Raw genomic sequence first — 24,234 nt, forward strand, 5'->3', positions numbered from 1 at the left:
ATAGTGGATCGCTTGATCCGCGTGACAAATACGGGCTGCAAGCGGGCGGCAGCAGCCTCGTCACGGATCAACCTGCCGCAGTCGGTATCAGCGGGTATCTGGTCCTGCAGCAGTTTCAGATCGGGCGTGTCCCTATCGACCGGCATCTCGAACTCGTCCCTGTCGAACAGGCCCGCCTGCACCGGTCCTTCCAGTTTCAACGTCTGATGTCGCTCGTTGCCGACGGCACGCACGCGCAGCGAAGCCTTGCACCAGTGGAAGGCAAGCTCGGGCGTATCGAAATACGTGCTTGTCAATAGCTGGGAGGCATGGGCCGCGCTTTTCGATTGCGCAAGCAAGGGCGCTCGACGCAATTTGTCGAAATCTTCGATCGGGACTCGCAGCTTTAACTCTCGTTCCATACCGCCTCCGATTTCCCTACCTGACTATCAGGCTACACCGAAACCGCTGGATTGCACGTCGGGGGCCGGCTCGCTGGCGAGCGCGATGCGTGACTCTCGATGCCAGACGTCGCGCATCGTCTTCAACGAGAACCGAACGCTGCGCTTACCTGGACCGCGGTCCGGGGTAAAGCCGCCGTTCGAACGTCTGTGCGGATGGTTGGGCCAAAGGCCGAAACTGGCCGATAGCACCGGTTCAATGAACATTCCGAAGAACTGCCATTGAAAACTTCAACGGCAGCTTAGGGGTGGTCTGTGAGCGAATACAGTCGGCCAGAGGTGGGTATTTGCCAAGACTACAGCGCCGACTATCGAATCTTTCATCAGATCAAACAAGCAGCCGCTCAACCGGCGTGATGGATGAAATTTTCCTGTGCGTTGCGGCACTTGCTTTCGAGCATGCGCGAACCAGTCGACATAGCAGCGCCACGGCCAGCACGCAGCCAACCACGAGCCTCCAACCCCGGTAGTTGGCACATCCAGTCGACAGTTGCGGCACGCACGGAGGAGCGGCCGCATTTTGGCGACCCTACGCTTCAACTCATGCCGCAACTTCCATACGGCGTAGACGGACTCACGGCGCACAACGCTGAATCTGCGAACCGGAGTCCAAGTCCGAACCCCACGACAGGACTTCCCATGAGTCAATCCGATTTCGTCGAAGCGCGTTCGTTCGAACATATCCCCGAGCGCGAGCGCCACGGTAATGTGACCGCACAGTTTCAGCTGTGGTTCATGATCAATGCCACGTTAATTACCCTCTTCACCGGCGCGGTTGGCACGCTCTACAAGCTGGACCTTGGCTGGACCCTGGTTGCGATCGTGGCCGGCAGCATATTCGGCACGCTGTTTCAGGCGTTCCACGGTGCGCAGGGCCCCCGCATGGGGCTTCCGCAGATGATTCAGTCGCGCGTGCAGTTCGGCTCGCGTGGCGCAGTGCTTCCGCTCGCCGCAGCGATGCTGTGCCAGTTTGGTTTCGCCGTATTTTTCATCCAGACAGGTGCGCAGTCAATTGCAGATGTGACAAGACTGGCCTATCCCCACGCGCTGCAAATTGCATTCGGCATCACGGCGATGGCGGTGGCGATCATCGGCTATCGGCTGGTACTGCAAGTCGAACGATTTGCTTCGTGCGCAACGCTAATCAATCTGGTGCTATTGACCGTGGCGGCGTTCACACTGCTTCCGCTGCGCTCGATGCTGTCGCAGCACCATTTCACCATGGTGCCTTTTCTTGCGCAATTCGGTGCGTCGGCGACCTATCAGATTGCGATCGCGCCGATCGTTTCCGATTACACGCGCTATTTGCCGAGCCGCACCAAAGGCAGCGCCGTCTCGTGCGCTGTGTTCTTTGGGACGATGGTGTCCGCCGTCTGGCTGGAATCTTTGGGTGCCGCGCTATCCATCGCGTTTCCGTCCACGGATCTAATCGCATCGATTCGCGACTTGGGCGACCGCTTCGGTTATGGCCTCGGCTCGGGCACGATGATCGTCTCAGCGTTTTCCTGCCTGATTGCCTGCGCCGTTACGATTTATAGCGGCACAGTCGCAGTGCTCAGCGCGGCCGAAGCGTTTCGTCCGATCCGCTCAACCGTTTCGCTACGAGCGGCAACGATTGCGTGCGGCGGCGTGCTCGCGATCATCGCCGTCATCTCCATGCCACAGAATATCCTCGATTCGTTCTCGGCCTTTCTGAGTCTGCTTGGCTACTTCCTCATTCCGTGGACGGCGATCAATCTGACCGACTACTACTTCGTACGGCGCGGTGCCTTTTCGATCACGGACATCATGGATCCCAATGGGGGCATCTACCGAAAATGGAATTCGGCGGGCATCATTAGCTACGCGTGCGGATTTACTGCAATGATCCCGTTCTTCAGTACCTCGCTGTACACGGGCCCGATCGCCATGCTGCTCGATCGCGCAGATATTGCGTTTTCCGTCGGGTTATTTGCGGCGACTGCGGTCTATCTATTTCTGATGCGGCGCTTCGACCGTGCCGGGGAACTCGACATCGTCGCACGCGCGCCGCTCAATACGCTCGACGCGCATGTGCGTACCGCGGGCGGCGCGCGGGCAGCGGCGTATGTATCCGCCGCCGACATTTGATCGCGCGAATTCTGCCGGCCGCCCGGGCGGCGCTTCATTCCACTTCATCCGCCTGTTACCCCTGTTGCTTCGCGCTTACGGTCTCCCAGACGGACAGGCCGCGATGGTGCGCGCCACCCGTCTAACGTCTACCAACCCACGCTAACCGTGACGAATTCAAAAGCTCTTCTCACCTTCCTGCTCGCCAGCGTTTCGTTGGACACCTTCGCACAAAGCAGCGTCACGCTGTTTGGGACCATCGACGCCGGTCTCAACTACACGAGCAATGCAGGTGGACACAGCGCCGTGCAAATGGCCAGCATCGATCAGACCATCAGTCGCTGGGGCCTGAAGGGCACCGAGGATCTCGGCGGTGGCCTGAACGCCATCTTCGATCTGGAAAGTGGCTTTAATCTGGAAAGCGGCACATCTGCGTATGGCAGCCGGCTTTTCGGTTACCAATCATATGTCGGTCTTCAATCGGATCGGTTCGGTACGTTGACGTTCGGGCGGCAGACCGACGTCATCACGGATACCGTCGGCCTGCTCACCGCCAACGGCAATTGGGCCGGCTGGTTGTTTTCTCATCCTTTGGACAACGACAACACCGACACGACCTATCACGTCAACAACGCAGTCAAGTGGACCAGCCCGGCATTCAATGGCGTCACATCGACGATGCTGATCGGACTCGGCAATCAGGCGGGTTCGTTCGCGCAGAACCGCGTGCTGTCAGCGGGTGTCAACTACAGCTATGAATCGTTGTCGCTTGCAGCGGCCGTCTCCCGTCTCACCAATCCTGGCAGCACGTCCAATGGAGCCATTGCTTCGGATGACTATTTATTTCAGAGCGCCGCGCAGACAATCTATGGAATCGGCGCAAACTACGGCATTGGTCATACAACGTTCGGTCTCGTGTATACACACGCCAATGTCGATCAGGCCAAGGCTTCGCTCTATGCCGGCGATCTGGGAACGCCCGCGCCGGACATCCGGTTCGACAACGTCGAAGTGAATCTGAAGTACGACGTTACGCCGACATTATTCGTCGGCGGCATGGCGACCTACAGCCGGGCACATGTGAATCGCGGCGGCTTGCCGTCGACGATTCACTGGAACCAGATTGGCTTGATGTCGCAATACAGTTTATCGAAGCGCACGACCTGCTATCTGCAGGCGGTCTATCAACGGGTATCCGGCAATGACAGTTCGACTCTGTCCGCAGCAGCCATCCCCGGCAGCGCCGGCATCTCATCGAACAACCACCAGATCGTCATGCGCATCGCAATGACGCACTCGTTCTGAGCGAACGACGCACGTAACGTACGCTACTGCAAACGCGACCGCAGCAGTGATTGCGGCAACACGCCGAACGTCTGCTTGAAAGATCGGGCGAAGTGCGAAAAATTGGTGAAGCCGAATTGCATCGCCACGTCGCTCACGCGGTTACAACGGCCTTCCGATAGCGCCTTGTAACTCGCGCACAGCCGCTGTTGCCACAGCCAGCGCGTCACCGTCGTGCCCTCCGCGGCAAAGAGTCGGTGAAGCGAGCGCACGGATACGTTGTTCGCTGTCGCAATCGCTTCCACGTCGAGCGACGGATCGGCGAGGCACTCGAGAATAAACGACTTGATGCGCGCGAGTGCGCCCGCCTTCGGCTGCGCGCCATTGGCCGAAGCGCCCCTACATTCCACATCGAACGCGGTTGCGACCAGATCGACAATCGCAAGGCCCACGCGCGCAGCCACGGCTGGACCGGCTCCCTCGCCCGTCAGTCCCACGTCGCGCAACATCGTGCCGGCGAGACGTCCGAAAGTAGATGTTCCGTTTAACATGGTGCCGACCAATTCGCCAGCATTCGGTAAATACTGAAGCAGCAGCGGTTTCGGCACGCCAACGACAATCTGGTCGTCGCCTTCCGGCAAGGCATAGTCGAAGGGCCGCGCTGCGTCGAAAATCACGAGATCACCCGGGCGCTGCACGATTTCCCGACCGTTCTGAACGATGATTGTCGTACCGGAAAGCGTCAGCGAAACTTCGAAGATATCAGCAGGATAGCGATCGATTTCGCTCGCGCTCCGAACGTAGCGCACGGGTGTCGATTGATAATGCCGCAGCAATACGGCGCCAAAACGTTGCTCAGCCAGCCTGCCATTGAACACGCCAGAACCCATCGGCCGGGTCTGCACCTGAATGTGCGCGTGACATACCGCCTCTTCCCAGCGCGCGACGCAATCGAGTTCGTCAACCACCACTGAATTCTGAGCCTTGTTCATCGCATCCTCCCCATAAAAACGGGTTCATGCCCATCGGAAACATTTCAGAATAGCGCAAGCGGCTGCACCGCCGCTGTTCCATTTGCGCCATCGCTTGTTGTGAGCGTGCCATTACGTGTCGGCAAATCACGACTGCCACTGTTGCGTGCCGTGACATCCGGAAGCCAGCGTTTCGCCTCGACAGCCAGGCGATGGGGATTTGGGCGACTTAATGTTGTCGGATGCTCGCGTCCTGCAATGCTCCGACGCGGGTGACCCCCGACAATACGCATGCCACACAGGATGACTGATGCATACCATTGCCTTTCTATTCACGCGCCGTCCCGGCATGACTCGCAACGAATTCGAGCACCACTACAAAGTGATTCACGCGCCGACTGCGGCAAAGCTGCCGGGATTGCTGGAATATCGCCACTATCCGGTCCGCGAAGCGAATCGCGGAGACGTGCATGCCGATATCCGCCCGGTTTCGACGCGCTGTCGGTGCACACCTTCGAAACCGAAGCGGCCGCCCAAGCCGCGTGGAATTCACCTGAAAACGATCCGGTGCAAACGGACACGCTGCTGTATATCGACGTGGAAACGATGATCACATTGCCGCTGGAGATGAAACGCGTCGTTTGATTTGAGCGTCGAAGCAGGCCGGAGGTGCGATTCAAACACTTCCGCCCGCGACGGCAGCAGTATTGAAAAGGCCTAGTGAAGTTTCAGTAGCGTTTGCGGCACGACTCCGTACGCCTTCTTGAACGCGCGCGTGAAATGCGAGAAATCGCTAAAACCAAAAGCAATCGCGGCTTCCGATACCTGCTTTGCACGCCCCTCGGCAAGCGCCCTGTAGCTGGCATCCAGGCGTTGCTGCCAGAGCCAGCGAATCGCAGTTGTGCCTTCCGACGCGAACAGCCGATGAATCGTGCGCGGCGCGATATGGCAATCCGAAGCGATCCGGTTGATATCGAGTTCGGATTCGCCAAGGCGTTCCAGCATGAAGCGCTTAACGCGTTCAATCTGCACTGAACGGCGCGAATCGGCCGGCCTGGGTCCGAGAAACTCATGCTCGAACGCGAGCGCCAACAGATCGACGACGGAAGCTGCCAGACGGTTTGCCAGATCGAGCTCGGTCGTCGGCCAGACCTCCACCGCCTCATTGACCACGGAATTGACGAGCGAACCCAGACGGGAATTCGCCGCGAAAGTTCGCGCCGTCATCCTGTCGAGACCGGACACGCGCGCCGCGAGCACCGGCCGTGGGAACTTCAATGTAATCGCGTGATAAGGCGCACCGAAATCCAGCCGGAACGGCCGGGCGGCATCGTAAAGGCTCAGGTCGCCGGGCCGCAGCACGGCTTCACGTCCGTCCTGTCCGACCGTCGCCCCGCCGCTGCGAATCAGACAGAGTTGCAACTCGTCGCTGGGCGACTGGCGAATATTGTCGCTCGTTCGCACATAAGACATCGCGGACGAAGAAATGTCGCTCAGCTGACCTGCGCCAAAGGGCTGCACGGAAACGCTGGCGACCGGATCGACCAGAAGACTCGAACACGACACGGTCACGTAGGTGCGGCAGACCACGTCCTGCCAGAAATCGAACCGCTCGCGATCCGCGACCTGTTGAGTCGAAAAGAAATCAGTCATCGCATGCCACCATGAATTTTCACTCGAATAAGCAACAACCAGGCCATACGACACCACGCCGGTTCAGCCCGCACTTTTCACAGCGCATTGATATCGAAAGGTGCATGCGCGATTCACGCGCACCAATCTGGCTCATCTCATCTGTGCGTGCACTGCGCAGCACAGCCTCCCGGCGCGTACTATGCGCCGGCTTTTGCCTCCCTACAACGCGAGCTTTCCCGCAGTCGCAAGGCCCGGCGATCTAGCGGGGACGATTGGCGAATGCAAACCAGCAACTAGCACTTCTGAACGAGCACGGGGAACTTCGCCTTCATACATTGGCACCGTTGCACTGCTGTCTTCCAAAGAAGTTGTCCACTACTTAGGGGAATTGAATGTCATTCGAGAGAAAGCGGTCGCAGTACCGCTTCCAGTCGGAGGCGTCCTCCGATCATCCGCGCTCGTCCAGGTCGTCGCCTGCAATTGCAGCCGTAGTTTCCGGTGACGCAGCAGTTGACCAATCTCACGCAGCGTCGCACCGCTGCGAAGTAGATTATTGGCAAGGGAATGGCGCAACAGGTGGGCTCCTTTGAACTGAGGGTCCAGACCGGCCCGGCGAAGGGCGCGCCGAACAATACTGCAAATTGCGATCGGGCCGGCAAGTTCTTCGCGCGGAGTCTTCATTCGGACGAACACGCGACGCGTCGGGCACGCTGGACAAACGTCGCAAAGACAGCTAGCCAATGCCGCGCCAGCCTGAGCGAGCAGTGGCAAGCGTCCCAAACGCTGACCCTTGCCTCGGACAACCACCTCGCCTCGCTCCAAGTCGAGATCGTCTAGCGTCATGGCCAGGACTTCGCCACCCCGCAACCCGAGTCGGACCAGAAGCAGCAGGATCGCATAGTCGCGCTTCCGGCAGGTGTGCTGCGATCGCAGGAGGCGAGCGATCGTTCGACCTGATCGGCAGGCAACGACTTGGACAGATGCGACAGCCTCCAGCATGCCACCCAGGCAGAGTACGAGCCAGGTCTGTCTGAATGGCACCACGCTGCAGTAGAAATCGCAGGAATGAGCGCAGCGCGGTGACGGCCATCCTCGGCTCGCTGGCCGTGGAACGCCGCTCCGCGACAGTTGTGCCGGGGTGCCTGGGCACTTGAAATTTCAAGAGGCGGTTTCGTAGGAGCGAGCCGAATTGAAGACGGTGAGGCTTGCGCGACTCCTACTTCGCGGACCTGTAAACCTACTGGCAATAGCGTAGCCAAACTACACCATTGACTCGGTGAGTCACATTATTCAGATACGAAAATTGGCACCCACAGACCAGACAACGGCACGCGCGGTCACGTAGCCACTTAATGGCGTAATTAAACTACATCCCAAGTCTCGTGAAACGCTTTGCAAAGCGATGCCCCAAAAGTCAAGAACATCGGGGACGTTAACTATCAGTAACCCAACACGAAATGAACTCAAAGTGCGGTGGAAGTTAAGTCACAGATCCGTCTCGCAACGGAACGATCGCGACGTTACGGCTGGCACGTTTCGATTGGGACTGTTGGGATAGCCGCGAGCAAACTGATTTCCGTTCATTCAGCCAATTCCAAAAATCACCAAAGACACATCCATACGTACTACTACCTAATAAATATTCACCATCTTCGTTTGGAGCAAAGTATGTCAACGAGGTATCTAGCTACGACGCTGGCAGCGGTCGTGGCTTGCAGCGCCTGTCTACCCACTTTTGCTCAATCTGGCGTGACAATGTGGGGCGTGATGGACTTAGGGTTGGCCAGAAATCTCGGCAATTCTGGAATCGCCATGCAGAGCGGCGCTGCGGACCGTTTTGGATTTCGCGGCACCGAAGACCTCGGTGGGGGAACGAGCTCCTTCTTCAAACTGGAAAGCGCGTTCAACGGCCAGAATGGAGAGCTCAAAAATCAGTTCTGGGTGCGCGAATCGATCGTCGGGCTCGAAGGTACGTGGGGCAAGCTGACACTTGGCCGCGAATACACGCCGACGCTGGTCACTATGGTGAACGCCGATCCGTGGTGGTACGACACGGTCGCCGGCAGTGGACAGCAAATCTCTCTTAACTACAGTGACCAGTGGTGGATCAATGGCTCCGCGACTTACAGCAAGGATCTTGGCCCGTTCAACGTCGCGGTTCAGGTCGCTGCAAAGCAGGGCAACCTGAATCCGTACGTGCCCGAAGCGGGCGATGCGCAGCGGCCGCCAAAAGGCGCCCGTGTTACCTACGCCGACGGTTCGGCCTACGTGTCGGTCGCATGGTGGGATTCAGGCATCGGCAGATCACGAATCACCGCGGCCACGTTCAAGTACGACTTCCGCGTCGCCAAGCCCTATTTGGGATTTTCCTACGGCCGAGATCTTTCAACCTCCGACGTACTTCGCAACGTCATCGTGGGTCTAGTCGTGCCATTCCAAACGTCCGACGTAAGAGTGACGTTCGATCGCTTCGACAACCTGACTGCACACGCCACGGCATCGCAAAAGCTGGCCGTCGGCTACTTCTACTACCTGTCGAAAAGCACATCGCTTTACACCGATGTTGCTTACGACAGCAAGGCGTCGGGTGGGAAAACCGGATTCGACGTCGGTCTTAAGACCATGTTCTGAACCTGACGAGTCCCATCTCCGCCTCTCCCTGCACAACGGAATGTATCCATGCAAAATTTGAGACTCTCCGAGAAGATCGGCTACGGACTAGGCGATTTCGCAAGCAACCTGATTTTCAATAGCGTCAATACGTACCTGATGTTCTTCTATACGGAAAAATTCGGGCTGGCTGCCGCCGCGGCCAGCACGCTGCTGTTTGTCGCTCGATTCTGGGACGCCCTTGTCGACCCGGTCGTCGGTACGATTTGCGATCGCACACAAACGCGTTGGGGAAAATTCCGGCCCTACCTGTTGTTCGTGCCCGTGCCGATCGCTGTCGTCGCGTTACTGGCTTACTCGACGCCAGACCTCGCGTCCGGCGGGAAACTGGTCTGGGCCTACGTGACGTACATCTCGCTGATGACACTTTACAGCGCCATCAACATTCCCTACGGCGCGATGCCCGCGGCAATCACCAGCGACCCGCTGGCGCGCGCACAGTTGACGACCTACCGGATGATTTTCGCATTCGGCGGCGGCATCATCGTCAACCTCGTCACCCTACCGATCGTCCACTGGTTTGGGGGGGATAGCGCGCGCGGATACCAGTTGGCGATTACCTTCCTCGCCCTGCTTGCGATCATCGGCTATTGGGCCTGCTTCGGGCTGACGAAGGAGCGCGTCACGCACCAGCCCGAACACAAGCCGGAGATCCGACGCGATCTGAGCACCGTGTTCGCGTCGCGCCCCTGGTGGATCCTGCTGATCATGGGTGGCGCGATGTTCTCGTTTTCGCTCTTTCCGTTCTATTGCGGCATGTACTACATCAAGTACGTGTTTCTCGACGAATCCGCCGCGTCGACATTCTTCACCGTGGCCACCTGCGGGATGCTCTTTGGCGCAGTGCTCAACATGACACTGGTCCAGTTGTTCGACCGTCGGCGATTAGCCATCGCCGCGGGCATCTGGGGCGCCGTCTTTTCGATGACGCTGAGTTTCGTCGCGCCCGGCCATGCGCTGGCGCTGAATGTGAACATATTTTTGGAACTGATTGCGATCGGCGTCGGCGCGCCCGTTCTTTGGGCCATGGTCGGCGACTGCGCCGACTACGTTGAGTTGAGCAGCGGCCGCCGGGTGGTCGCCCTCACGGCGAGTTCTGTGTCGTTCGCCATGAAGCTCGGATCGGGCATTGGCGGCGGGCTGGTCGGCTATGCCCTTACCCACTATGGCTATGTGCCGAACGCCGTCCAATCCGAAGTCGCCAAGGCGGGTATCGAGTCGATGATGACGCTGTTCCCCGCGCTCGGCTATCTGTGCTTCTCGCTCGCGGCCGCCTGCTTTCCGATCACGCGTGAAGTCAGTAACCGACTGGAAGCGCAACTGCAAGCCATGCGAAACGACCGCAAGTTTGCCGCCAAATAAACGCAGTCTGACTCAGGTGGGTGCCCCGTTGGCCGGTTGCCCTACCTCCTTTTTCCAACCGATCGCCGTAAAGAGGAATTGGCAGTGAGCTATGATTTTTTGAGGAAGGTCCCATTCAATCTGGATGATGCCGGTATCGCGTGGGTCGGCAGTACGTTTGAAAGTCTTAGCCTGCGCGAGCGCATCAGTCAGGTTTTCATCCTGCTGCTGCTGGGCGACAGGCAGGAAGACTTCGATCTCGTCAGACGCCTCAAGCCCGGCGGCATCACACGGTTCTTCAGCGACGACATGGCCTACGAGCGCACACAACTGACCAGCATCATCGACGATTGTCCTGTGCCGCCCCTGATCACCGCAGATCTGGAGGGCAGCCGGCAAAGCTTCGCGTTTGGCACGCCGGTTCTGAACCAGTTGGGACTCGCTGCCGTCGACGATGTCGACGCCACCCGGCAGTGTGCCCGGATACTCGCCGAGGAAGGCCGCGCATTGGGTGTGCGCTGGTCGTTCACGCCGGTCATCGACATCAACGCGGCTTTCCGCAGCGCGATTGTGGGTACTCGGTCGTTCGGGAGCGATGTCGCCCGGATAGAGCGGCATGCCCTCGCACACATTGGCGGCATGCAGGAAAACGGCGTGGCCGCCACCGTCAAACACTGGCCAGGCGAAGGATTCGATGACCGCGACCAGCATCTGGTCACCACAGTCAACCCGCTCAGTGTGGACGAGTGGGAACATCATTTCGGTCGACTTTATCGAACCATGATCGACGCCGGCGTCATGGCGGTGATGTCGGGTCACATTGCATTTCCCGCATACGTCCGCCAGCATGTGCCCGACGCGGGAATCGAGGCGTTCCGCCCCGCGTCGATCAGTCCGTTACTCAACCAGAAATTGCTGCGCGAGGAGCTGGGCTTCAACGGCCTGATCGTTTCCGACGCAACCGAAATGGCCGGACTAGGGTCCTGGTGCGATCGTACCGAGGCAATCCCCCAGATCATCGCGAGCGGCTGCGATGTGATCCTGTTTTCGATTGAACCGGAGAAAGACATGGCGACCATCGCGGCCGCCCTGTGCGACGGGACGCTCGACGGATCTAGATTCAACGAAGCTGTCGTCAGAATGCTGGGGATGAAAGCCTCACTCGGGCTGCACAAGCGTGACCGACCTTTGCTCGCGCCGGCGGACGATATCTGCCGGTACGTCGCGAGGCCGGCGAACCTCGAACTGTCGCGATCGGTCATGATGCGGGCGCCGACGCTCGTCAAGGACACGCAGGCGGTGCTGCCGCTTGATTCCGTGACGCACCGGCGCGTGCTGTTCATCACCAACGGCATCAAGCATCCACTGCTTAGCCGCCCTGCCGAATTCACACTGCCCGACCTGCTGCGGAAAGAGGACTTCGTCGTCACCGTCTACGAACCATCGCTTGCTATCTCCCCGAACGAGTTCGACCTGGTCGTCTATGCATTCGGTGACGAGTCGCTGCTGACTCGAAGCCGCATTTTCATTGACTGGGCAAACCTCGCTGGCGGTCTCGGACGGGCGCTCGAGCGCCACTGGCACCACATTCCCACAGTCATGATTTCGTTCGGCCACCCGTACTTTCTCTATGACGCGCCGCGCGTGCCGACCTACGTGAATGCGTATAGCACACTCGACGGTATGCAAGCGGCCGTTGTCGAATGCCTGATGGGACGCAGGCCATGGAATACCGACAGTCCAGTCGACGCGTACTGCGGCCTCGACGACGCGCGCTATTGACTTGAGCGCGAAAACACCATCGATTCCTTCCGGATCGACGCCTGCTGGCATCGGGCGACCGGCACTCGCAACTGGCATCGGGAGACTATCGATGTGTCATCTACAGTCGGGCAGACCTGATCTCGCAAAAGTAATCTGACGTCGTACTCTGGCCGGCGAAGTAATACTGCCTGCACTCCCGACCGGCTAGTCCTCCGACCGTCAAATCACCCTCCAGGACACGTCATGCATACCATCGCCTTCCTCTTCAAGCGCAAACCCGGCCTGACACGCGCCGAGTTTGAGCATCATTACAAAGAGGTGCACGCGCCCATTGCAGGCAAACTGCCTGGCCTCGTCGAGTATCGTCACTATCCGGTGCGCGAAGCCAACCAGGGAGACGTGCATGCGCACATCCCTCCCGGATTTGACGCGCTCTCCGTCTATACCTTCGAAAGTGTGGAAGCGGCGGAGGCCGCATGGAACTCGCCGGAAAACGGACCCGTGCAAATCGACACGCTCGAATTCATCGACGTCGAGACGATGATCACGCTGCCGCTCGTCCTGCGGAGAGTCGTTTGATATTCAGGTCAGTGCGAATGCGCCAGGGTTCATCTGCGCCCTATCAAGCGTCGCAATGGTCGCGCTCAGCTTTCGCGACCAGCACGCCTTCGCTGTCAGTGGAGTCCCTGCAACAAACTATGAGGCACAACACCAAATGCTTTCTTGAAGGCGCGTGTGAAATGGGAAAAATCGCTAAAGCCGAAATTAATGGCGGCTTCGGAGACCTGTTTTGCGCGGCCTTCGCCAACGCGCGATAACTTGCCGCTAGCCGTTGTTGCCACAGCCACCGAATCGCGGTGGTGCCTTCAGAGGCAGACAGCCGATGAATCGTGCGTGGAGCAATGTGACACTCACTGGCAATTCCCGCGATGTCAAGATCTGCATCACCGAGGCGATCAAGCATGTATCGCTTGATGCGCTCGGTTTGCACCGCCTGTCGCGAATGATCGCGCGGTTGCCCGAGGAGTTCGTGCTCCAGCGCGGCCGCGACGATATCTACAGCCCAGCCGCTCAGCCGCGCGGCGGGTTGCTCGTCGGTCAAGTGCCAGATGTTCAATGTCCCCCTATCACGGCGTTGATGAGCGCGCCAAGACGGGAATCGCCGGCGAATTTCAATGCCATCAACTTGTCGACATCTGGAATGCGGGCCGCCAGCACCGGGCGCGGAAACTAAAGAATCAGCGATTGGTATGGTTCGCCGAAATTCAACAAAAACGGTCGCGCGGCATCGTACAGGCCTATGTTCCCGGGACCCAGCGCCGCCTTGCGGCCGTCGTGGGCTATCGCGACACTGCCGCTCCGTATAAGGCAAAGCTGCAGATCGTCACTTGGCGACTGACGAATATTGTCCGCGGTTCTCGCATACGTCATTGCCGAAGAACAGATGTCGATAAGCTGCCCGGTGCCAAATGCATGAACCGAGACACTGGCATCGGGGTCGCGTTTGACCGCTGAGCACGATACCGAGACATACGTGCGACAAACGACGTCCCGCCAGAATTCGAGCCGATCGTGTGTCGCCACTTCGGAAGTAGAAAAATGTGTCGTGATAGCGATGAAACCAGAGAACAGCCAAATACTTACGCAATAAATGCGCCACCGATTTCGTGCGAGTCCGGCAGAGTTTGCGCTTTCGCTGTTTCGCCCTCGGCATCCCGCGCGGGTTCATTCGCGCCACTTGTGTGCCATCTGCACCGATCCGGACCTCTGGATGTTGATCCACGACTCGGCGAAGCCGCCCGAGTGAAGACTGTGACGGCACTTTGCGCCTGCTTCCCGCCTGCGGCAACGGGCGTTTTCCCTCCCGGTTGTAGTCCGACGAAATCCTTCCGCAGGCGATTGGCGACTTCAGTCCAGCTTCTGGCATTTCTGAACGAGTCTGCCGATTTTCGCCTTCATACATTCCTGACCATACCAGTCGTTTACACCAAGCCATATCAATCGGGGATCTGAATGCCAGCGAAAATACCGAGGAGTACCCAAGACCACGCATTTTTTTCAGCGATGGCCAAGTCCGCAGACTGCAAGCGAAAGTACTTTCTCACTGCCACTGCGCTCACGCTTGTCGGCGCGGGAAACGCCCACGCGCAATCCGGCGTTACGTTGTATGGGCAGGTCGACGCAGCAGTGCGCTACGTGTCGGAGTTCGACGGCCACAACAGCAATGTCTATCTGTCCTCAAGTGGGATGAGCCCGGTCTTCTTCGGCCTGAAGGGCGTCGAGGATCTCGGCGGTGGCACGCGTGCGGTGTTCGCGCTTGAAAATCAATTCTCCGCGGCGAACGGCGCGGCATCACCGATCAGTAGCAGCCCGCAGCTATTCGGCCGGCAGGCGTTTGTCGGTATCGATACCGACAACTACGGCACATTGACCTTCGGTCATCAGTACAACGCGCTGAACGTGTTCTTCAACTACGCGCCGATCTGGGTCGATGGCGCCTCGCCGTTCTACGTGGGGGGCGACAATTTAGTGCTCGGCTACCGCATCAATAGCAGCGTCGTCTACAAGAAGTCCACGGGTCCCGTCTCGTTCCAGCTGGATTACGGATTCGGCGGACAACCCGGCAGCCTGGCGAAGGGAACGACCGCCGGCGCGAACGTCGCTTATCACTTTGCCGATGCAATGCTCGGCGCAGCCTACGAGCAATTCAAAAGCGCCGACGGCGCAAGCATGGCGCAGAACTGGACCGCTGGGGGGCGCTACGCGCTCGGCAAGGCAACGCTGTTCGCCGGCTACATGCACAGTTCGGTCAACGGTACGGAAAGCCAGCGCCGCAACTTGTACTTCGGCGGCGCGCAGTACGCGATCGCCCCTGACATCCTCCTGTCCGGCGGCTATTTCTACTACCAGCAGTCATCGTGCAACGGCACCTGCACGGCCGGCCAGACGGTCGCGGCAGGCAGCGCTGGCAGCACGCAGTACGGAATCAGCGGCGGCGGCGGTATCGGACACGCCAACATCCTCGCGATCTCGGCGAAATACCTTATGTCCAGACGCACGACGCTGTACGCCGAGGTCGATACCTATCGGCTCAAGGGCGGTGCCGCAAGCGATCAGATCTATTACTGGACCGGGACGAACAATCCAAATCTGAAAACGGTGAATCAGAATGCCGTGATGATCGGCATGACCCATTCCTTCTGACGGAGTACTTATCATGCGAACCAAGAAATCCTTCACCCATCGCTTGCTGCAGGCGGCCGGTATCCTCGCACTGCTGAGCACATCAGCCGCCCCCGTCCACGCGGCCGCGACTAACGGGAAGGTCATTCTGCTCGCCGCTGACGACGTCTGCGGTTACTGCGCCGCATACAACACAGCGGCTCAACAGTATGCCAGGCAGAAAGGGATCGATCTGAGACTGGTCACCAACAAATTCGATCCGGCTCAGCAAGCGGCTCAGGTCGATCAGGCCATTGCGCAGAAACCCGCGGCGATCCTGCTCTGGGCCATAGACGGCACCGCGCTGCTGCCGTCCATGCACAAGATCCAGCAGGCTGGCATTCCGCTGCTGTTGACCGACGTTCTGCCGGATCAGAAGTACGACAAACTCTGGGAGCAATACAGCGGCGGAAACTACGAAGCCGAAGGTCGTGCCGCAGCGCATCTGATGGTGGATGGCTTCAAGGCGAAAGGCTACGGTTCCACTGGCGACATCATCGAAATCACCGGCTACGTCGGTCAGGCTCAGACCATCTCGCGACAAAAGGGCTTTCAGGATGAGCTCTCCAGAATCGCGCCGGGCATCAAGGTCGTCGGTACCCAGCCGGGAAACTGGGACCAGGGGACTTCAACGACCGCCGCCTCGGGGCTCTTTACCAAGTTCGGCAACAGCATCAAGGGCGTCTATGCGCACGAAGATGCCATGGCGGCAGGCGCGATCGTCGCGGCCGAACGCGCGGGTCTCGCGCCGTCGAAGCTCGCGGTGGTCGGCGTCGGTTGCGAGCCTGTCGGTGTCGACCTGCTGAAATCCGGCAAGCTGTATGGCACCGTCCTGCAGTCCCCGACGGATGAAGCGCACTACGCGATCGACAGCGTCGTCGATCTGCTCAACGGCAAGAAGCTGGACAAGCTGCGCTACGTGCCAATGCCGTCCGTCACCTCAAAAGACGACATCGACCGCATCTGCAAACCGTGGACGACCGCCACCCGCTGAGTCCACCGCGCTTCCATCCTGTCAGGGGCGCCTTTGACCGCGCCCGTGGCCATCCGACCGAACGGCAACACCATGACCGATTCCATACTCATCGCGCAACATCTCAGCAAACGCTACGGCGGCGTGGAAGCCCTGCGTGACGTGAGCTTCGAGCTGCGGCGCGGCGAAATTCACGGACTCTGCGGCGAAAACGGTGCGGGCAAGAGCACCGTCGTCAAGATCCTCGGGGGCGTCGTCAAACCGGACACCGGCACGATCGTCGTCGATAACGAACCTCTCGCGCTCGGCGAACGGGTCGATCCACGTCTCATTTCGATCGTTCATCAGGAACTGTCGATTGTCCCGCACCTATCTGTACTCGACAACGTCATGCTCGGCGCACCAGAGGTCGGTGCCGTCTACATTCGGCGTCGCTTCGAGCGCATCGTGCGCGAACACCTCGATGCGGTCGGTCTGCAACACATTCATCCGGCGCAGCTCGCCTCGACGCTCAGCCTTGCGGAGAAACAACTCGTCGAGATCGCGCGCGGCGTTGCGCGCGGCGCTCGCGTTCTCCTGCTCGATGAACCCACGGCAACGCTTTCCGAGGCGGAAATCACCCAGGTCTTCCACGTGCTGTACAAGCTTCGCGACGCCGGCGCATCGCTCGTCATCATCAGCCACCGGCTCGACGAGATTTTTGCGCTAACCGACCGTGTCACGGTGTTTCGCAGCGGACAGCACATCTGGACGCGAGAAACCGCCGGACTAACCAGTGACGAGCTAGTCCACGCGATGATTGGCCGCGATCTCGTGCGGAGCGATCATGCGGCGTCCACGCACTCCGTGTCGGGCAAGCCTACGCGGTTGCGGACCCGCTCCCTCGCGGCGCCAGGCCGATTCTCGGCCGTCGATCTCGCGGTCGCGCCAGGGGATATCGTGGCGATCGCCGGTCAACTGGGCTCGGGCGCCGACGCATTCGTCGAGGCCCTCGCGGGCCTTCATCCGGAGTATGGGGGCTATATCGAACTGGATGGCAGCGCGGTTGCACTGCGCAGTATCGACATGGCGCACGCCGCAGGCATCGCTTACGTTCCCGACGACCGCGCCGGCAAGGGCGTCTTTCTCGACGCGCCGATCGGCGTCAACCTGACCTCGCATGTGCTGTCGACGATCAGCCCGCGTGGATGGCTTTCGGCAATGGCCGAGCGTCAACTCGCCGTTAGTCTCGCCACGCAATTCCAGATCGACCCCAGTCGCATGCCCCATGACGTATCGACGCTCAGCGGCGGTAACCAGCAGAAGGTGGCCATCGCCAAGGCGGCGGCCACCCGCCCCCGCCTGTTGCTACTCAATGAGCCAACCCGAGGCGTCGATATCGGCGCCCGGGCCGAAATTTACGCCCGCCTGCGCACGATGACGCAGACGGGTATGACAGTGATCTTCTATTCGACTGACCTGGAGGAAATCATGGAAGTCGCCCAACGCATCGTCACCGTGTATCGCGGCAACGTCGTTCGCGTGCGTGAACGCAGCAACACGACCGGCGACGACATTCTGCAGGACATCCTGCACGGATCGCACGTTCCGGAGGCCGCATGACAACACTACGCTCGTCCACCCTCAACGCGACCGGCCCGTCCGGGTCGAAGCTCCCTATGTGGTTACGCCATCAGTTCAGCGCCACTCGCGTCCAGGCAACATCGATACGCATTCTGTGCGTCGTCATGCTGGGCGTCGCGAGTATCGCGGTGCCGCATTTCGCGTCGCCGGCCAATCTTGCCGCGATCCTCTATTCGACAGCCTCCATTGGCACCGCGGCGATCGGCCTCGCGGCCGTGACCCTGTGTGGCCAGCTGTTCCTGCTATCGACCGGGGCGACCGCCGCGTTTGCAGCGATCGTGTTCGTGTCGTCGCTCGGCTTCGGCATGATCCCTGCCGCGGTTGCCGCGATTGCAACCGGCGTCGTCCTTGGCGCTACGCAAGGGATCGCGATCGGCGTGCTGCGCTGCAATCCGATCATCGCATCGATCGCCGCCGCCTCCGTGATCACCGGCACCGCCTCGCTTCTTACCGGCGGGCGCACTATCATCGGCGACGGCGATGCGTCCTGGCTGGGGCTCGGCGTGCTGTTCCCCGGCGTTCCTCACCAGGGGCTGCTGTTCGCGGCAACGACGCTCGCGCTCGAAGTGATCGTGCAACGTTCGCGTTTCGGCCGCGAACTGCGACTCGTCGGCATCAACAGCGCCGCCGCGCGTATTGCCGGGCTCAGGACGCGGGCGACGGTGCTAACCAGCTGCCTGTTCGCCGGGGGCACCGCCGCTGCCGCCGGCGTGCTCGTCGCGTCACAATCCGGCACGGCGAATCTGCTCGTCGGCAGCGATCTGAATTTCAGCGCAATCGCCGCGGTGCTGGTGGGCGGAATCGGTATCGCCGGCGGCCGCGGCCGCATCGCAGACGCGGCATGCGGCGCCCTGTTTCTCGCCATCGTCGGCAACCTGCTGATCGTCGACAATTTGCCGTACGAAGCCCAGCTTGCCGTCAAGGGCGCGGCGGTTCTGCTGTCGGTCATGCTCAGCGCCCTGCTCGGCGACAAGCGCCGTTAAACGACAACTACTCCCTCTCCTATCATGAGCCTGCTCCCCCCTCGCACTTACTGGCGACTCGCATTCCCGGCCGCCCTGCTATTGATCTTCACTGCGGTCGACCCCGGCTTCATCTCCGCTGGCAACATTTATGCCTTGCTGCAGGCATTCGCGCTGCTTGGTCTGGTCACGCTAGGCATCTCGCTGACGATGATCGCCGGCGAATTCGATCTGAGCGTCGGTGCGGTCTCCGCCGTGGCGGGGCTCGTGCTCGTCAAGACCGGAGGTTCGCACCCAGTTTCCGGCATCGTGCTCGCCTTGCTTGCCGGCGCAGTCATCGGAGTCGCGAACGGCGCCCTTACACGCAGCTTGCGCGTCTCCTCACTCGTCACAACGCTCGGCTCGATGATCCTGTTAAACGGCCTCGCAGTCTGGCTCGAAGGCGGCCAGGTGCTCGCCTATGACAATTTCGACGAGGCGGATCTGCTGGACCGGTCGGTCGGCGCCCTCTTTTCGGCACGGAGTCTCATCACCCTCGGCACCTTCGTGCTGGTCGGGCTGATGCTTTCCCGCACACGTATCGGCCGGGACATTCGCGCGGCGGGCAGCCATCGCAAGGCGGCCGAGATGGCCGGTTCAAACGTCTCGCTTGCGCTATACGGCGCATTCATGCTGTCGGGACTCCTCGCCGGACTGTGCGGCGCATTGACGTCGATCAGTTTGTCGACCGCCTCGTCGCGGTTTGGCGGAGATCTCGTGCTTCAGGCCGCCACCGCTGCGATTGTCGGCGGCGTGACGCTGAGTGGAGGCGTCGGCAGTCCGATCGGAATTGCTGGCGGCGTCATGACACTGACCATCCTGAACAACGGTCTGAGCCTGATCGGGGTCCCGTCGGCTACCATCATGCTAGTCAACGGCGCGCTACTGTTCGTCGTGCTGATCTCAGACGGCCGCATGCGGCTACCGCGCTGGTTGTCCGGTTCGCTGGGCCGTCATCGCACCTGACGCTCCGCCGTACCCGGCGGCGCCGAGACTGCACGTCGGACCCACCTCTTGACATCCGTGGCCAAGCCGCACCGCAGCATTTCTGTGAACCCTGTCCTTCTTTTCACGGAGAAAATCACATGTCCCCGACCGCGCCCACGGCTACCACGCTTCGCCTGCTCATGCTGCAATGGCAGGGCGGCAACAATCCGCCTTATCACTTCGGCGCCCAATTGCTTGCATGGCTCGCGCCTCCTTCAAGCGGCCTCTCGAAACGGTCGAGGTCGACGCGCCGACGTCGGACCCGCTGCCGAGCGAGGCCGGTATCGTCGGGCGCCGCGCCCTGCTTGCCCAACTCGACTCGGCAAAGCAATGCATCGACCGTCATCGCCCCGAGCGCATTGTCGTACGCGGTGGAGACCGCCTAGTCGACCTTGCGCCGTTCGCCTATCTGAACGAACGATATGACGGGAAATTGGCCGTGCTCTGGATCGACGCGCACCCCGATATCATGACGCCGAGCGATTTCCACACGCGCACGCGATGGTGTTAAGAAATCTGCTTGGTGAAGGCGATCCGGATTTCGCGAAAGCGGTCAACCGTCCGCTGATCCGGCGCGCGTGATGTATGCCGGACTGAAGGAAATCTTGCCTGTCGAGTGCGAACTCATCGCCCGCAAGGGTCTGCGCCACGCCGGCCCGCTGGAGCTGGCAATCGGCAGTCGGCCGGTGCTCGATTGGCTTGACGAGATCGGCGCGCAGCACATCGCGATTCATTTCGATCTCGATGTGCTTGACTCGACCCAATTCCGGTCGCTGCTATTTTCGAATCCTGCGGCACCAGAAGGCGCTTTCGACGGCATCGCTGAAGGCTCGATGACGATCGCTCAGGTGGTCAGGCTGATCAACGACGTATCAAAAGTGGTGGACGTAGTGGGCCTGGGCATCACGGAGCATTTGCCTTGGGACGCATTGGCAATGCGCGCGATGTTGCAGCGACTGCCACTGCTCGCGGACACACAGACGACTACGGCCTGACGAAACGTCGTGCCGCGAACCCGCGGCAGGACGTGCGGCCGAGCTCAGCGATCGCGCGGATAGTCAGTATATCCGGCAGCTCCCCCGCTGCACGGCCCCCTCACGCAGTTCGTTCAACGGCGCCCCGGATTTCGATCGGCTCACGAGATCCGGATTTACGATGACATGCCGGCCGAACGCGATCAGTTCCACGCGACGATTGTCGATCAACGACTTTGCCTTATCGACCGTCAACCCACCATTCGCAATCAATACGCCGGTATAACGTGGCCGTACGATGTCCAGGATCCGTTCAAGGTCCGGTTCGCCGTACCAGCCATTCAGTGATCCTGCTCGCCGCCGATGATGGCTGCGGATACTGCGCAGCGTACAACACGACGGCCGTGCAATACGCGAAGCAGAAAGGCATCGATCTCACGCTTGTCACGAACAAATTCGATACCGCCCAGCAGGCCTCGCAGGTGGACCAGGCCATCGCTCAAAAGCCCGCCGCGATCCTATTGTGGGCCATTGACGGTACCGCCGTTCTGCCATCCTTGCACAAGATCCAGCGCGCCGGCATTCCGCTATTGCTGACCGACGTGCTGCCCGACCAGAAATACGACAAGCTCTGGGTCTAGTACAGCGGCGGCAATTACGAGGCAGAAGGACGCGCGGCCGCGCATCCCATGGTCGACGGCTTCAAGGCGAAAAGGCTATGGCGCGAGCGGAGACATCATCGAAATCACGGGCTATGTCGGCCGGCCACGACTGGAGACTCAGAGTGGCACGGTCGGCAAACTGGTTGACACGCCGAAGCAAGACACAGCCCCATGCTTCTGTAAAGCTTTATCATTTCCACGGAGAATCGATATGTCCCTCGACAAGCGAGCAGACACACTGCGACTGATCATGCCCCAGTGGCAAGGCGGAAATAATCCTCCTTACTATTTCGGCGCGGAGCTTCTGGCATGGCTGGCGCCGGCCACGGATGGTCCAGTAGAAACCGTGCCGGTCAAACTTCCCTCGGATCGCCCGCTGCCGAAAGAAGACGGCATCGTTGCGCGCACGGATCTACTCGAGCAGCTTGACGCCGCGTTCGCCTGCATCCGCAAGTACAATCCCGACCGTATCGCTGTGCTCGGCGGTGACTGTCTGGTCGACCTCGCGCCGTTCGCTTACCTGAACGAACGCTACGATGGCGAGCTCGCCGTCCTCTGGATCGACGCGCACCCCGACATCCTCACGCCGAAGGAATTCGAGCACGCCCATGCGATGGTGCTGGGCAACCTGCTCGGCAATGGCGATGCGGACTTCGTCAAAACCGTCCGGCGGCCAATTAAACCCCAGAACGTAATGTACGCGGGGCTTAAGGAAACTTTGCCCGTCGAAGGCGATTTCATCGAGAAGAACCAGTTGCGCTTTGCCGGTCCCGCAGCTTTGGCGGAAACGAGCCAGCCCGTTATCGACTGGCTGAAAGAAACCGGTGCGCGACACATCGCTATTCACTTCGACCTCGACGTGCTGGACGCATCCCAATTCCGCTCCCTGCTCTTCGCCAACCCCGCCGACCAGCCCGGGGCTTGGGACGGCATCGCGCAAGGCTCGATGACGATCCCTCAGATCGTTCGATTGATTAACGACGTGGCGGCGCACTCGGACGTCGTCGGCCTGGGCATTACGGAACACCTACCCTGGGACGCGCTGGCCATGCGCAACATGCTGCGCCAGCTTCCTCTTCTAGGCCGCTGATATAGGGCAAAAAAGGTCGGCGCCCGATATTCCGGCACGTGCCAAACGCGTCATTTAGCTTACGCCGCGCTTTTATGCGGCATTTCGATGCTTGAGCGTGTCGCGGTCCCGGCGAATGAATCCGGCCATCCGCAGATTCCGTACACCGCGAACCCTGAGGCTTAAATCCACGACTGCGTCAGGTCCGGTGCCCATTGCGCACGTACCCGCTGCATGCAAACCTGTCGAACTCTTCGCGCGAACATATTCCTCGATTGCACGGTCATCGTTGCCAACCTCAATGCCGGGTTTATGTTCGCGGCGAAGATATCGGACCAAGGACGGCGCCTCCGGAATGCGTCTGGCCAGACGCGCGCCCGCAATTTGACGTTTCGCATCGCGCTCGTCCACGAGGAACTTGCCGAGTACGCGCGGAGGCGAAGCCGCATCGCGATCAAGCAAGCGCACTGAGCCTTTCGAGTGGCAGGTCAGCAGCGATGGCGCAAGCAAGAAAAAGTGCTCGTCGCGCGGCAAGGGGTCCCCCCAAGCCCGCGGACGGCACGGCCAGCTCGTTGAGGTTGATCTCCGGCCTGCCATCGCCGTCCATATCGAGAAATCCGCCGCTCTCGACGACCGTAGACGCCAGCACGCCTGGTACGGAACATCAACCATTGCGCGCCTTTTCGCAACGCATTTCAGTCCCGGTCCTGTCCTATGAAACTGATCGGATCGGCCAGCACCGCGTCCACCGGTGAAATAAGATGGTCCCGGTAATTTTCTCCAACGCCCGGCAAATCGCATTTCACGTCGATACCCATATCGCGAAGATGTTCAGCCGGGGCAACGCCGGACAGCATCAGGATTTTCGGGCTCGTGAACGCACCGGCGCATAGCATCACTTCCCGATGCGTCAGGATCCGCCGATGCGCGTGCCCGCTTCTCACAACCACGCCCGTTGCACGATTGCTTTCGATGGAGATTTCCGTGACCATTGAATCCGTACGAACGGAGAGATTCGATCGCTTCCTTGCTTCTTTCAGATACGCGCTGGCGCTACTGATACGCTCCCCGCGATGACTGAATGTCTGATCGTACCCAATACCATCCTGAACATCGCCGTTGAAATCAGAGTTGAAATGAATCGGTCTTCCGTCGAGGTGACCTGATTCCTGAGCAACACGAATAAACGCACCCGACAATTCATGGCGATGCTCTCCATCGGATATTTTCAGCGGTCCTTCGGTGCCGTGTAAAGGCATGGATACCGACTATTGCTTTCGGCCTTGCGAAACCAGGGCCACATGTCCTCATAACCCCAACCTGCGCAACCGGTATCGCGCCAGTCGTCGTTGTCTCGGCGCTGCCCCTCCCTGATCTACAGCATCCCGTTGATCGACGAGCCGCCGCCCAGCACGCGCCCCTGCAGAAACGGATATTGATGGTTCGCGCCGGCCGGCTCGGGTTCACGTGAGTCTTGAAGAATCCTCCCGGCGCACTGATAAAGATGAACCTGTAGTGCGGTCCCTCCTC

26 protein-coding genes and 1 pseudogene are annotated in these 24,234 nt (G+C 60.0%); 18 read left to right on the top strand and 9 right to left on the bottom strand.

The features are described from left to right. Nucleotides 1-401, bottom strand: a 401-nt coding sequence (locus B0G73_RS35825; protein ID WP_146144271.1) for a CYTH domain-containing protein, incomplete at its 3' end; no start/stop codon positions are given. Nucleotides 402-1,079: 678 nt separating this feature from the next. On the opposite strand from B0G73_RS35825, the gene B0G73_RS35835 reads away from it, so the two are divergent. Then, entirely contained in the window at nt 1,080-2,549 is a 1,470-nt protein-coding gene (locus B0G73_RS35835; protein WP_181196723.1) for a cytosine permease, read from the top strand. Between the two features lie 147 nt (nt 2,550-2,696). Then, nucleotides 2,697-3,833, top strand: coding sequence for a porin (locus B0G73_RS35840; RefSeq protein ID WP_258194124.1), 1,137 nt, complete (start codon nt 2,697-2,699; stop codon nt 3,831-3,833). Between the two features lie 23 nt (nt 3,834-3,856). Here the strand turns inward: B0G73_RS35840 and B0G73_RS35845 are convergent, their stop codons facing one another. After that, complete coding sequence (locus tag B0G73_RS35845) at nt 3,857-4,804, bottom strand: helix-turn-helix domain-containing protein (protein WP_106285796.1); 948 nt, start codon at nt 4,802-4,804, stop codon at nt 3,857-3,859. Nucleotides 4,805-5,132: 328 nt separating this feature from the next. On the opposite strand from B0G73_RS35845, the pseudogene B0G73_RS42005 reads away from it, so the two are divergent. Both B0G73_RS42005 and B0G73_RS41605 read left to right on the top strand, forming a co-directional pair. Continuing rightward, a pseudogene (locus B0G73_RS42005) lies at nt 5,133-5,243 on the top strand (EthD domain-containing protein); the annotation flags it as partial. A gap of 44 nt (nt 5,244-5,287) precedes the next feature. Continuing rightward, nucleotides 5,288-5,428, top strand: a complete 141-nt coding sequence (locus B0G73_RS41605) for a hypothetical protein (protein WP_258194125.1) — start codon at nt 5,288-5,290, stop codon at nt 5,426-5,428. 72 nt (nt 5,429-5,500) lie between these two features. Here the strand turns inward: B0G73_RS41605 and B0G73_RS35855 are convergent, their stop codons facing one another. Together B0G73_RS35855 and B0G73_RS35860 are read right to left on the bottom strand one after the other, a co-directional pair. After that, nucleotides 5,501-6,436 carry a helix-turn-helix domain-containing protein gene (locus tag B0G73_RS35855; protein WP_106285798.1) on the bottom strand — a complete coding sequence of 312 codons (936 nt, stop codon included), beginning with the start codon at nt 6,434-6,436 and terminating at the stop codon, nt 5,501-5,503. A 357-nt stretch (nt 6,437-6,793) separates the two neighbouring features. Next, a complete protein-coding gene (locus tag B0G73_RS35860; protein ID WP_258194126.1) occupies nt 6,794-7,417 on the bottom strand; it encodes a tyrosine-type recombinase/integrase in 624 nt (207 codons plus the stop codon). A gap of 669 nt (nt 7,418-8,086) precedes the next feature. On the opposite strand from B0G73_RS35860, the gene B0G73_RS35865 reads away from it, so the two are divergent. Together B0G73_RS35865 and B0G73_RS35870 are read left to right on the top strand one after the other, a co-directional pair. Next, nucleotides 8,087-9,049, top strand: a complete 963-nt coding sequence (locus B0G73_RS35865) for a porin (protein WP_106285799.1) — start codon at nt 8,087-8,089, stop codon at nt 9,047-9,049. Nucleotides 9,050-9,097: 48 nt separating this feature from the next. After that, nucleotides 9,098-10,450 (top strand): MFS transporter, encoded by a 1,353-nt coding sequence (locus tag B0G73_RS35870; protein ID WP_106285800.1) that lies wholly within the window; start codon nt 9,098-9,100, stop codon nt 10,448-10,450. 12 nt (nt 10,451-10,462) lie between these two features. Here B0G73_RS35870 and B0G73_RS41610 read toward each other — a convergent pair whose 3' ends face one another. Beyond that, a complete protein-coding gene (locus B0G73_RS41610; protein WP_258194127.1) occupies nt 10,463-10,759 on the bottom strand; it encodes a hypothetical protein in 297 nt (98 codons plus the stop codon). Between B0G73_RS41610 and B0G73_RS35875 the strand changes: the two genes are divergently transcribed. Together B0G73_RS35875 and B0G73_RS35880 are read left to right on the top strand one after the other, a co-directional pair. After that, the gene (locus B0G73_RS35875; RefSeq protein WP_374957050.1) at nt 10,715-12,211 is read left to right on the top strand and encodes a glycoside hydrolase family 3 protein; all 1,497 of its coding nucleotides are present in this window, start codon (nt 10,715-10,717) and stop codon (nt 12,209-12,211) included. The genes B0G73_RS41610 and B0G73_RS35875 overlap by 45 nt on opposite strands. A gap of 225 nt (nt 12,212-12,436) precedes the next feature. Beyond that, nucleotides 12,437-12,772, top strand: a complete 336-nt coding sequence (locus B0G73_RS35880) for an EthD domain-containing protein (protein ID WP_106285802.1) — start codon at nt 12,437-12,439, stop codon at nt 12,770-12,772. Between the two features lie 95 nt (nt 12,773-12,867). Here the strand turns inward: B0G73_RS35880 and B0G73_RS42010 are convergent, their stop codons facing one another. Then, nucleotides 12,868-13,041 (bottom strand): helix-turn-helix domain-containing protein, encoded by a 174-nt coding sequence (locus B0G73_RS42010; protein WP_146144272.1) that lies wholly within the window; start codon nt 13,039-13,041, stop codon nt 12,868-12,870. Nucleotides 13,042-13,076: 35 nt separating this feature from the next. Here B0G73_RS42010 and B0G73_RS42015 point away from each other — a divergent pair, with 35 nt between their 5' ends. Continuing rightward, complete coding sequence (locus B0G73_RS42015) at nt 13,077-13,427, top strand: hypothetical protein (RefSeq protein ID WP_106285803.1); 351 nt, start codon at nt 13,077-13,079, stop codon at nt 13,425-13,427. Here B0G73_RS42015 and B0G73_RS42020 read toward each other — a convergent pair. Continuing rightward, nucleotides 13,424-13,777 carry a hypothetical protein gene (locus tag B0G73_RS42020; protein ID WP_181196724.1) on the bottom strand — a complete coding sequence of 118 codons (354 nt, stop codon included), beginning with the start codon at nt 13,775-13,777 and terminating at the stop codon, nt 13,424-13,426. The two genes, B0G73_RS42015 and B0G73_RS42020, sit on opposite strands and share 4 nt — an antisense overlap. 480 nt (nt 13,778-14,257) lie before the next feature. Here B0G73_RS42020 and B0G73_RS35895 point away from each other — a divergent pair, with 480 nt between their 5' ends. The 9 genes from B0G73_RS35895 (at nt 14,258) to B0G73_RS35930 (ending at nt 22,725) form a co-directional block, all read left to right on the top strand. Beyond that, nucleotides 14,258-15,397: a porin gene (locus tag B0G73_RS35895; protein WP_181196725.1), complete on the top strand. Its 1,140-nt coding sequence runs from the start codon at nt 14,258-14,260 to the stop codon at nt 15,395-15,397. A 43-nt stretch (nt 15,398-15,440) separates the two neighbouring features. After that, the gene (locus tag B0G73_RS35900; protein WP_181196726.1) at nt 15,441-16,409 is read left to right on the top strand and encodes a sugar ABC transporter substrate-binding protein; all 969 of its coding nucleotides are present in this window, start codon (nt 15,441-15,443) and stop codon (nt 16,407-16,409) included. Nucleotides 16,410-16,481: 72 nt separating this feature from the next. Further along, the gene (locus tag B0G73_RS35905; protein WP_106285807.1) at nt 16,482-17,990 is read left to right on the top strand and encodes a sugar ABC transporter ATP-binding protein; all 1,509 of its coding nucleotides are present in this window, start codon (nt 16,482-16,484) and stop codon (nt 17,988-17,990) included. Next, nucleotides 17,987-18,994 (top strand): ABC transporter permease, encoded by a 1,008-nt coding sequence (locus B0G73_RS35910; RefSeq protein ID WP_219907322.1) that lies wholly within the window; start codon nt 17,987-17,989, stop codon nt 18,992-18,994. Before B0G73_RS35905 ends, B0G73_RS35910 begins: the two co-directional genes overlap by 4 nt. Nucleotides 18,995-19,018: 24 nt before the next feature. Further along, nucleotides 19,019-19,978: an ABC transporter permease gene (locus tag B0G73_RS35915; RefSeq protein ID WP_106285809.1), complete on the top strand. Its 960-nt coding sequence runs from the start codon at nt 19,019-19,021 to the stop codon at nt 19,976-19,978. A gap of 220 nt (nt 19,979-20,198) precedes the next feature. Further along, the gene (locus tag B0G73_RS41620; RefSeq protein WP_258194130.1) at nt 20,199-20,510 is read left to right on the top strand and encodes an arginase family protein; all 312 of its coding nucleotides are present in this window, start codon (nt 20,199-20,201) and stop codon (nt 20,508-20,510) included. Between the two features lie 70 nt (nt 20,511-20,580). Beyond that, nucleotides 20,581-20,994, top strand: a complete 414-nt coding sequence (locus B0G73_RS41625; RefSeq protein WP_258194131.1) for a hypothetical protein — start codon at nt 20,581-20,583, stop codon at nt 20,992-20,994. A 323-nt stretch (nt 20,995-21,317) separates the two neighbouring features. Then, the gene (locus tag B0G73_RS35925) at nt 21,318-21,614 is read left to right on the top strand and encodes a substrate-binding domain-containing protein (protein WP_181196728.1); all 297 of its coding nucleotides are present in this window, start codon (nt 21,318-21,320) and stop codon (nt 21,612-21,614) included. Nucleotides 21,615-21,846: 232 nt separating this feature from the next. Continuing rightward, nucleotides 21,847-22,725 carry an arginase family protein gene (locus B0G73_RS35930; protein WP_106285811.1) on the top strand — a complete coding sequence of 293 codons (879 nt, stop codon included), beginning with the start codon at nt 21,847-21,849 and terminating at the stop codon, nt 22,723-22,725. 72 nt (nt 22,726-22,797) lie between these two features. Here the strand turns inward: B0G73_RS35930 and B0G73_RS40815 are convergent, their stop codons facing one another. Together B0G73_RS40815 and B0G73_RS35940 are read right to left on the bottom strand one after the other, a co-directional pair. Continuing rightward, on the bottom strand, nt 22,798-23,238 hold the full coding sequence (locus tag B0G73_RS40815) for a GMC oxidoreductase (RefSeq protein WP_181196729.1): 441 nt from the start codon (nt 23,236-23,238) through the stop codon (nt 22,798-22,800). Nucleotides 23,239-23,399: 161 nt separating this feature from the next. Further along, nucleotides 23,400-23,963: a GMC family oxidoreductase N-terminal domain-containing protein gene (locus B0G73_RS35940; RefSeq protein ID WP_106285813.1), complete on the bottom strand. Its 564-nt coding sequence runs from the start codon at nt 23,961-23,963 to the stop codon at nt 23,400-23,402. Nucleotides 23,964-24,234 lie beyond the last annotated feature (271 nt).

Origin of the sequence: Paraburkholderia sp. BL25I1N1, from assembly GCF_003002025.1 — a bacterium.
Classification (GTDB): domain Bacteria; phylum Pseudomonadota; class Gammaproteobacteria; order Burkholderiales; family Burkholderiaceae; genus Paraburkholderia.

Bases quoted from the DNA above. Each gene is read 5' to 3' on its own strand.
- B0G73_RS35835 (WP_181196723.1), top strand. From the start codon at position 1,080: ATGAGTCAATCCGATTTCGTCGAAGCGCGTTCGTTCGAACATATCCCC.
- B0G73_RS35845 (WP_106285796.1), bottom strand. From the start codon at position 4,804: ATGAACAAGGCTCAGAATTCAGTGGTGGTTGACGAACTCGATTGCGTC.
- B0G73_RS35855 (WP_106285798.1), bottom strand. From the start codon at position 6,436: ATGACTGATTTCTTTTCGACTCAACAGGTCGCGGATCGCGAGCGGTTC.
- B0G73_RS35860 (WP_258194126.1), bottom strand. From the start codon at position 7,417: ATGCTGGAGGCTGTCGCATCTGTCCAAGTCGTTGCCTGCCGATCAGGT.
- B0G73_RS35865 (WP_106285799.1), top strand. From the start codon at position 8,087: ATGTCAACGAGGTATCTAGCTACGACGCTGGCAGCGGTCGTGGCTTGC.
- B0G73_RS35870 (WP_106285800.1), top strand. From the start codon at position 9,098: ATGCAAAATTTGAGACTCTCCGAGAAGATCGGCTACGGACTAGGCGAT.
- B0G73_RS35880 (WP_106285802.1), top strand. From the start codon at position 12,437: ATGCATACCATCGCCTTCCTCTTCAAGCGCAAACCCGGCCTGACACGC.
- B0G73_RS42015 (WP_106285803.1), top strand. From the start codon at position 13,077: ATGAATCGTGCGTGGAGCAATGTGACACTCACTGGCAATTCCCGCGAT.
- B0G73_RS35895 (WP_181196725.1), top strand. From the start codon at position 14,258: ATGGCCAAGTCCGCAGACTGCAAGCGAAAGTACTTTCTCACTGCCACT.
- B0G73_RS35905 (WP_106285807.1), top strand. From the start codon at position 16,482: ATGACCGATTCCATACTCATCGCGCAACATCTCAGCAAACGCTACGGC.
- B0G73_RS35910 (WP_219907322.1), top strand. From the start codon at position 17,987: ATGACAACACTACGCTCGTCCACCCTCAACGCGACCGGCCCGTCCGGG.
- B0G73_RS35915 (WP_106285809.1), top strand. From the start codon at position 19,019: ATGAGCCTGCTCCCCCCTCGCACTTACTGGCGACTCGCATTCCCGGCC.
- B0G73_RS41620 (WP_258194130.1), top strand. From the start codon at position 20,199: ATGGCTCGCGCCTCCTTCAAGCGGCCTCTCGAAACGGTCGAGGTCGAC.
- B0G73_RS41625 (WP_258194131.1), top strand. From the start codon at position 20,581: ATGTATGCCGGACTGAAGGAAATCTTGCCTGTCGAGTGCGAACTCATC.
- B0G73_RS35930 (WP_106285811.1), top strand. From the start codon at position 21,847: ATGTCCCTCGACAAGCGAGCAGACACACTGCGACTGATCATGCCCCAG.
- B0G73_RS35940 (WP_106285813.1), bottom strand. From the start codon at position 23,963: ATGCCTTTACACGGCACCGAAGGACCGCTGAAAATATCCGATGGAGAG.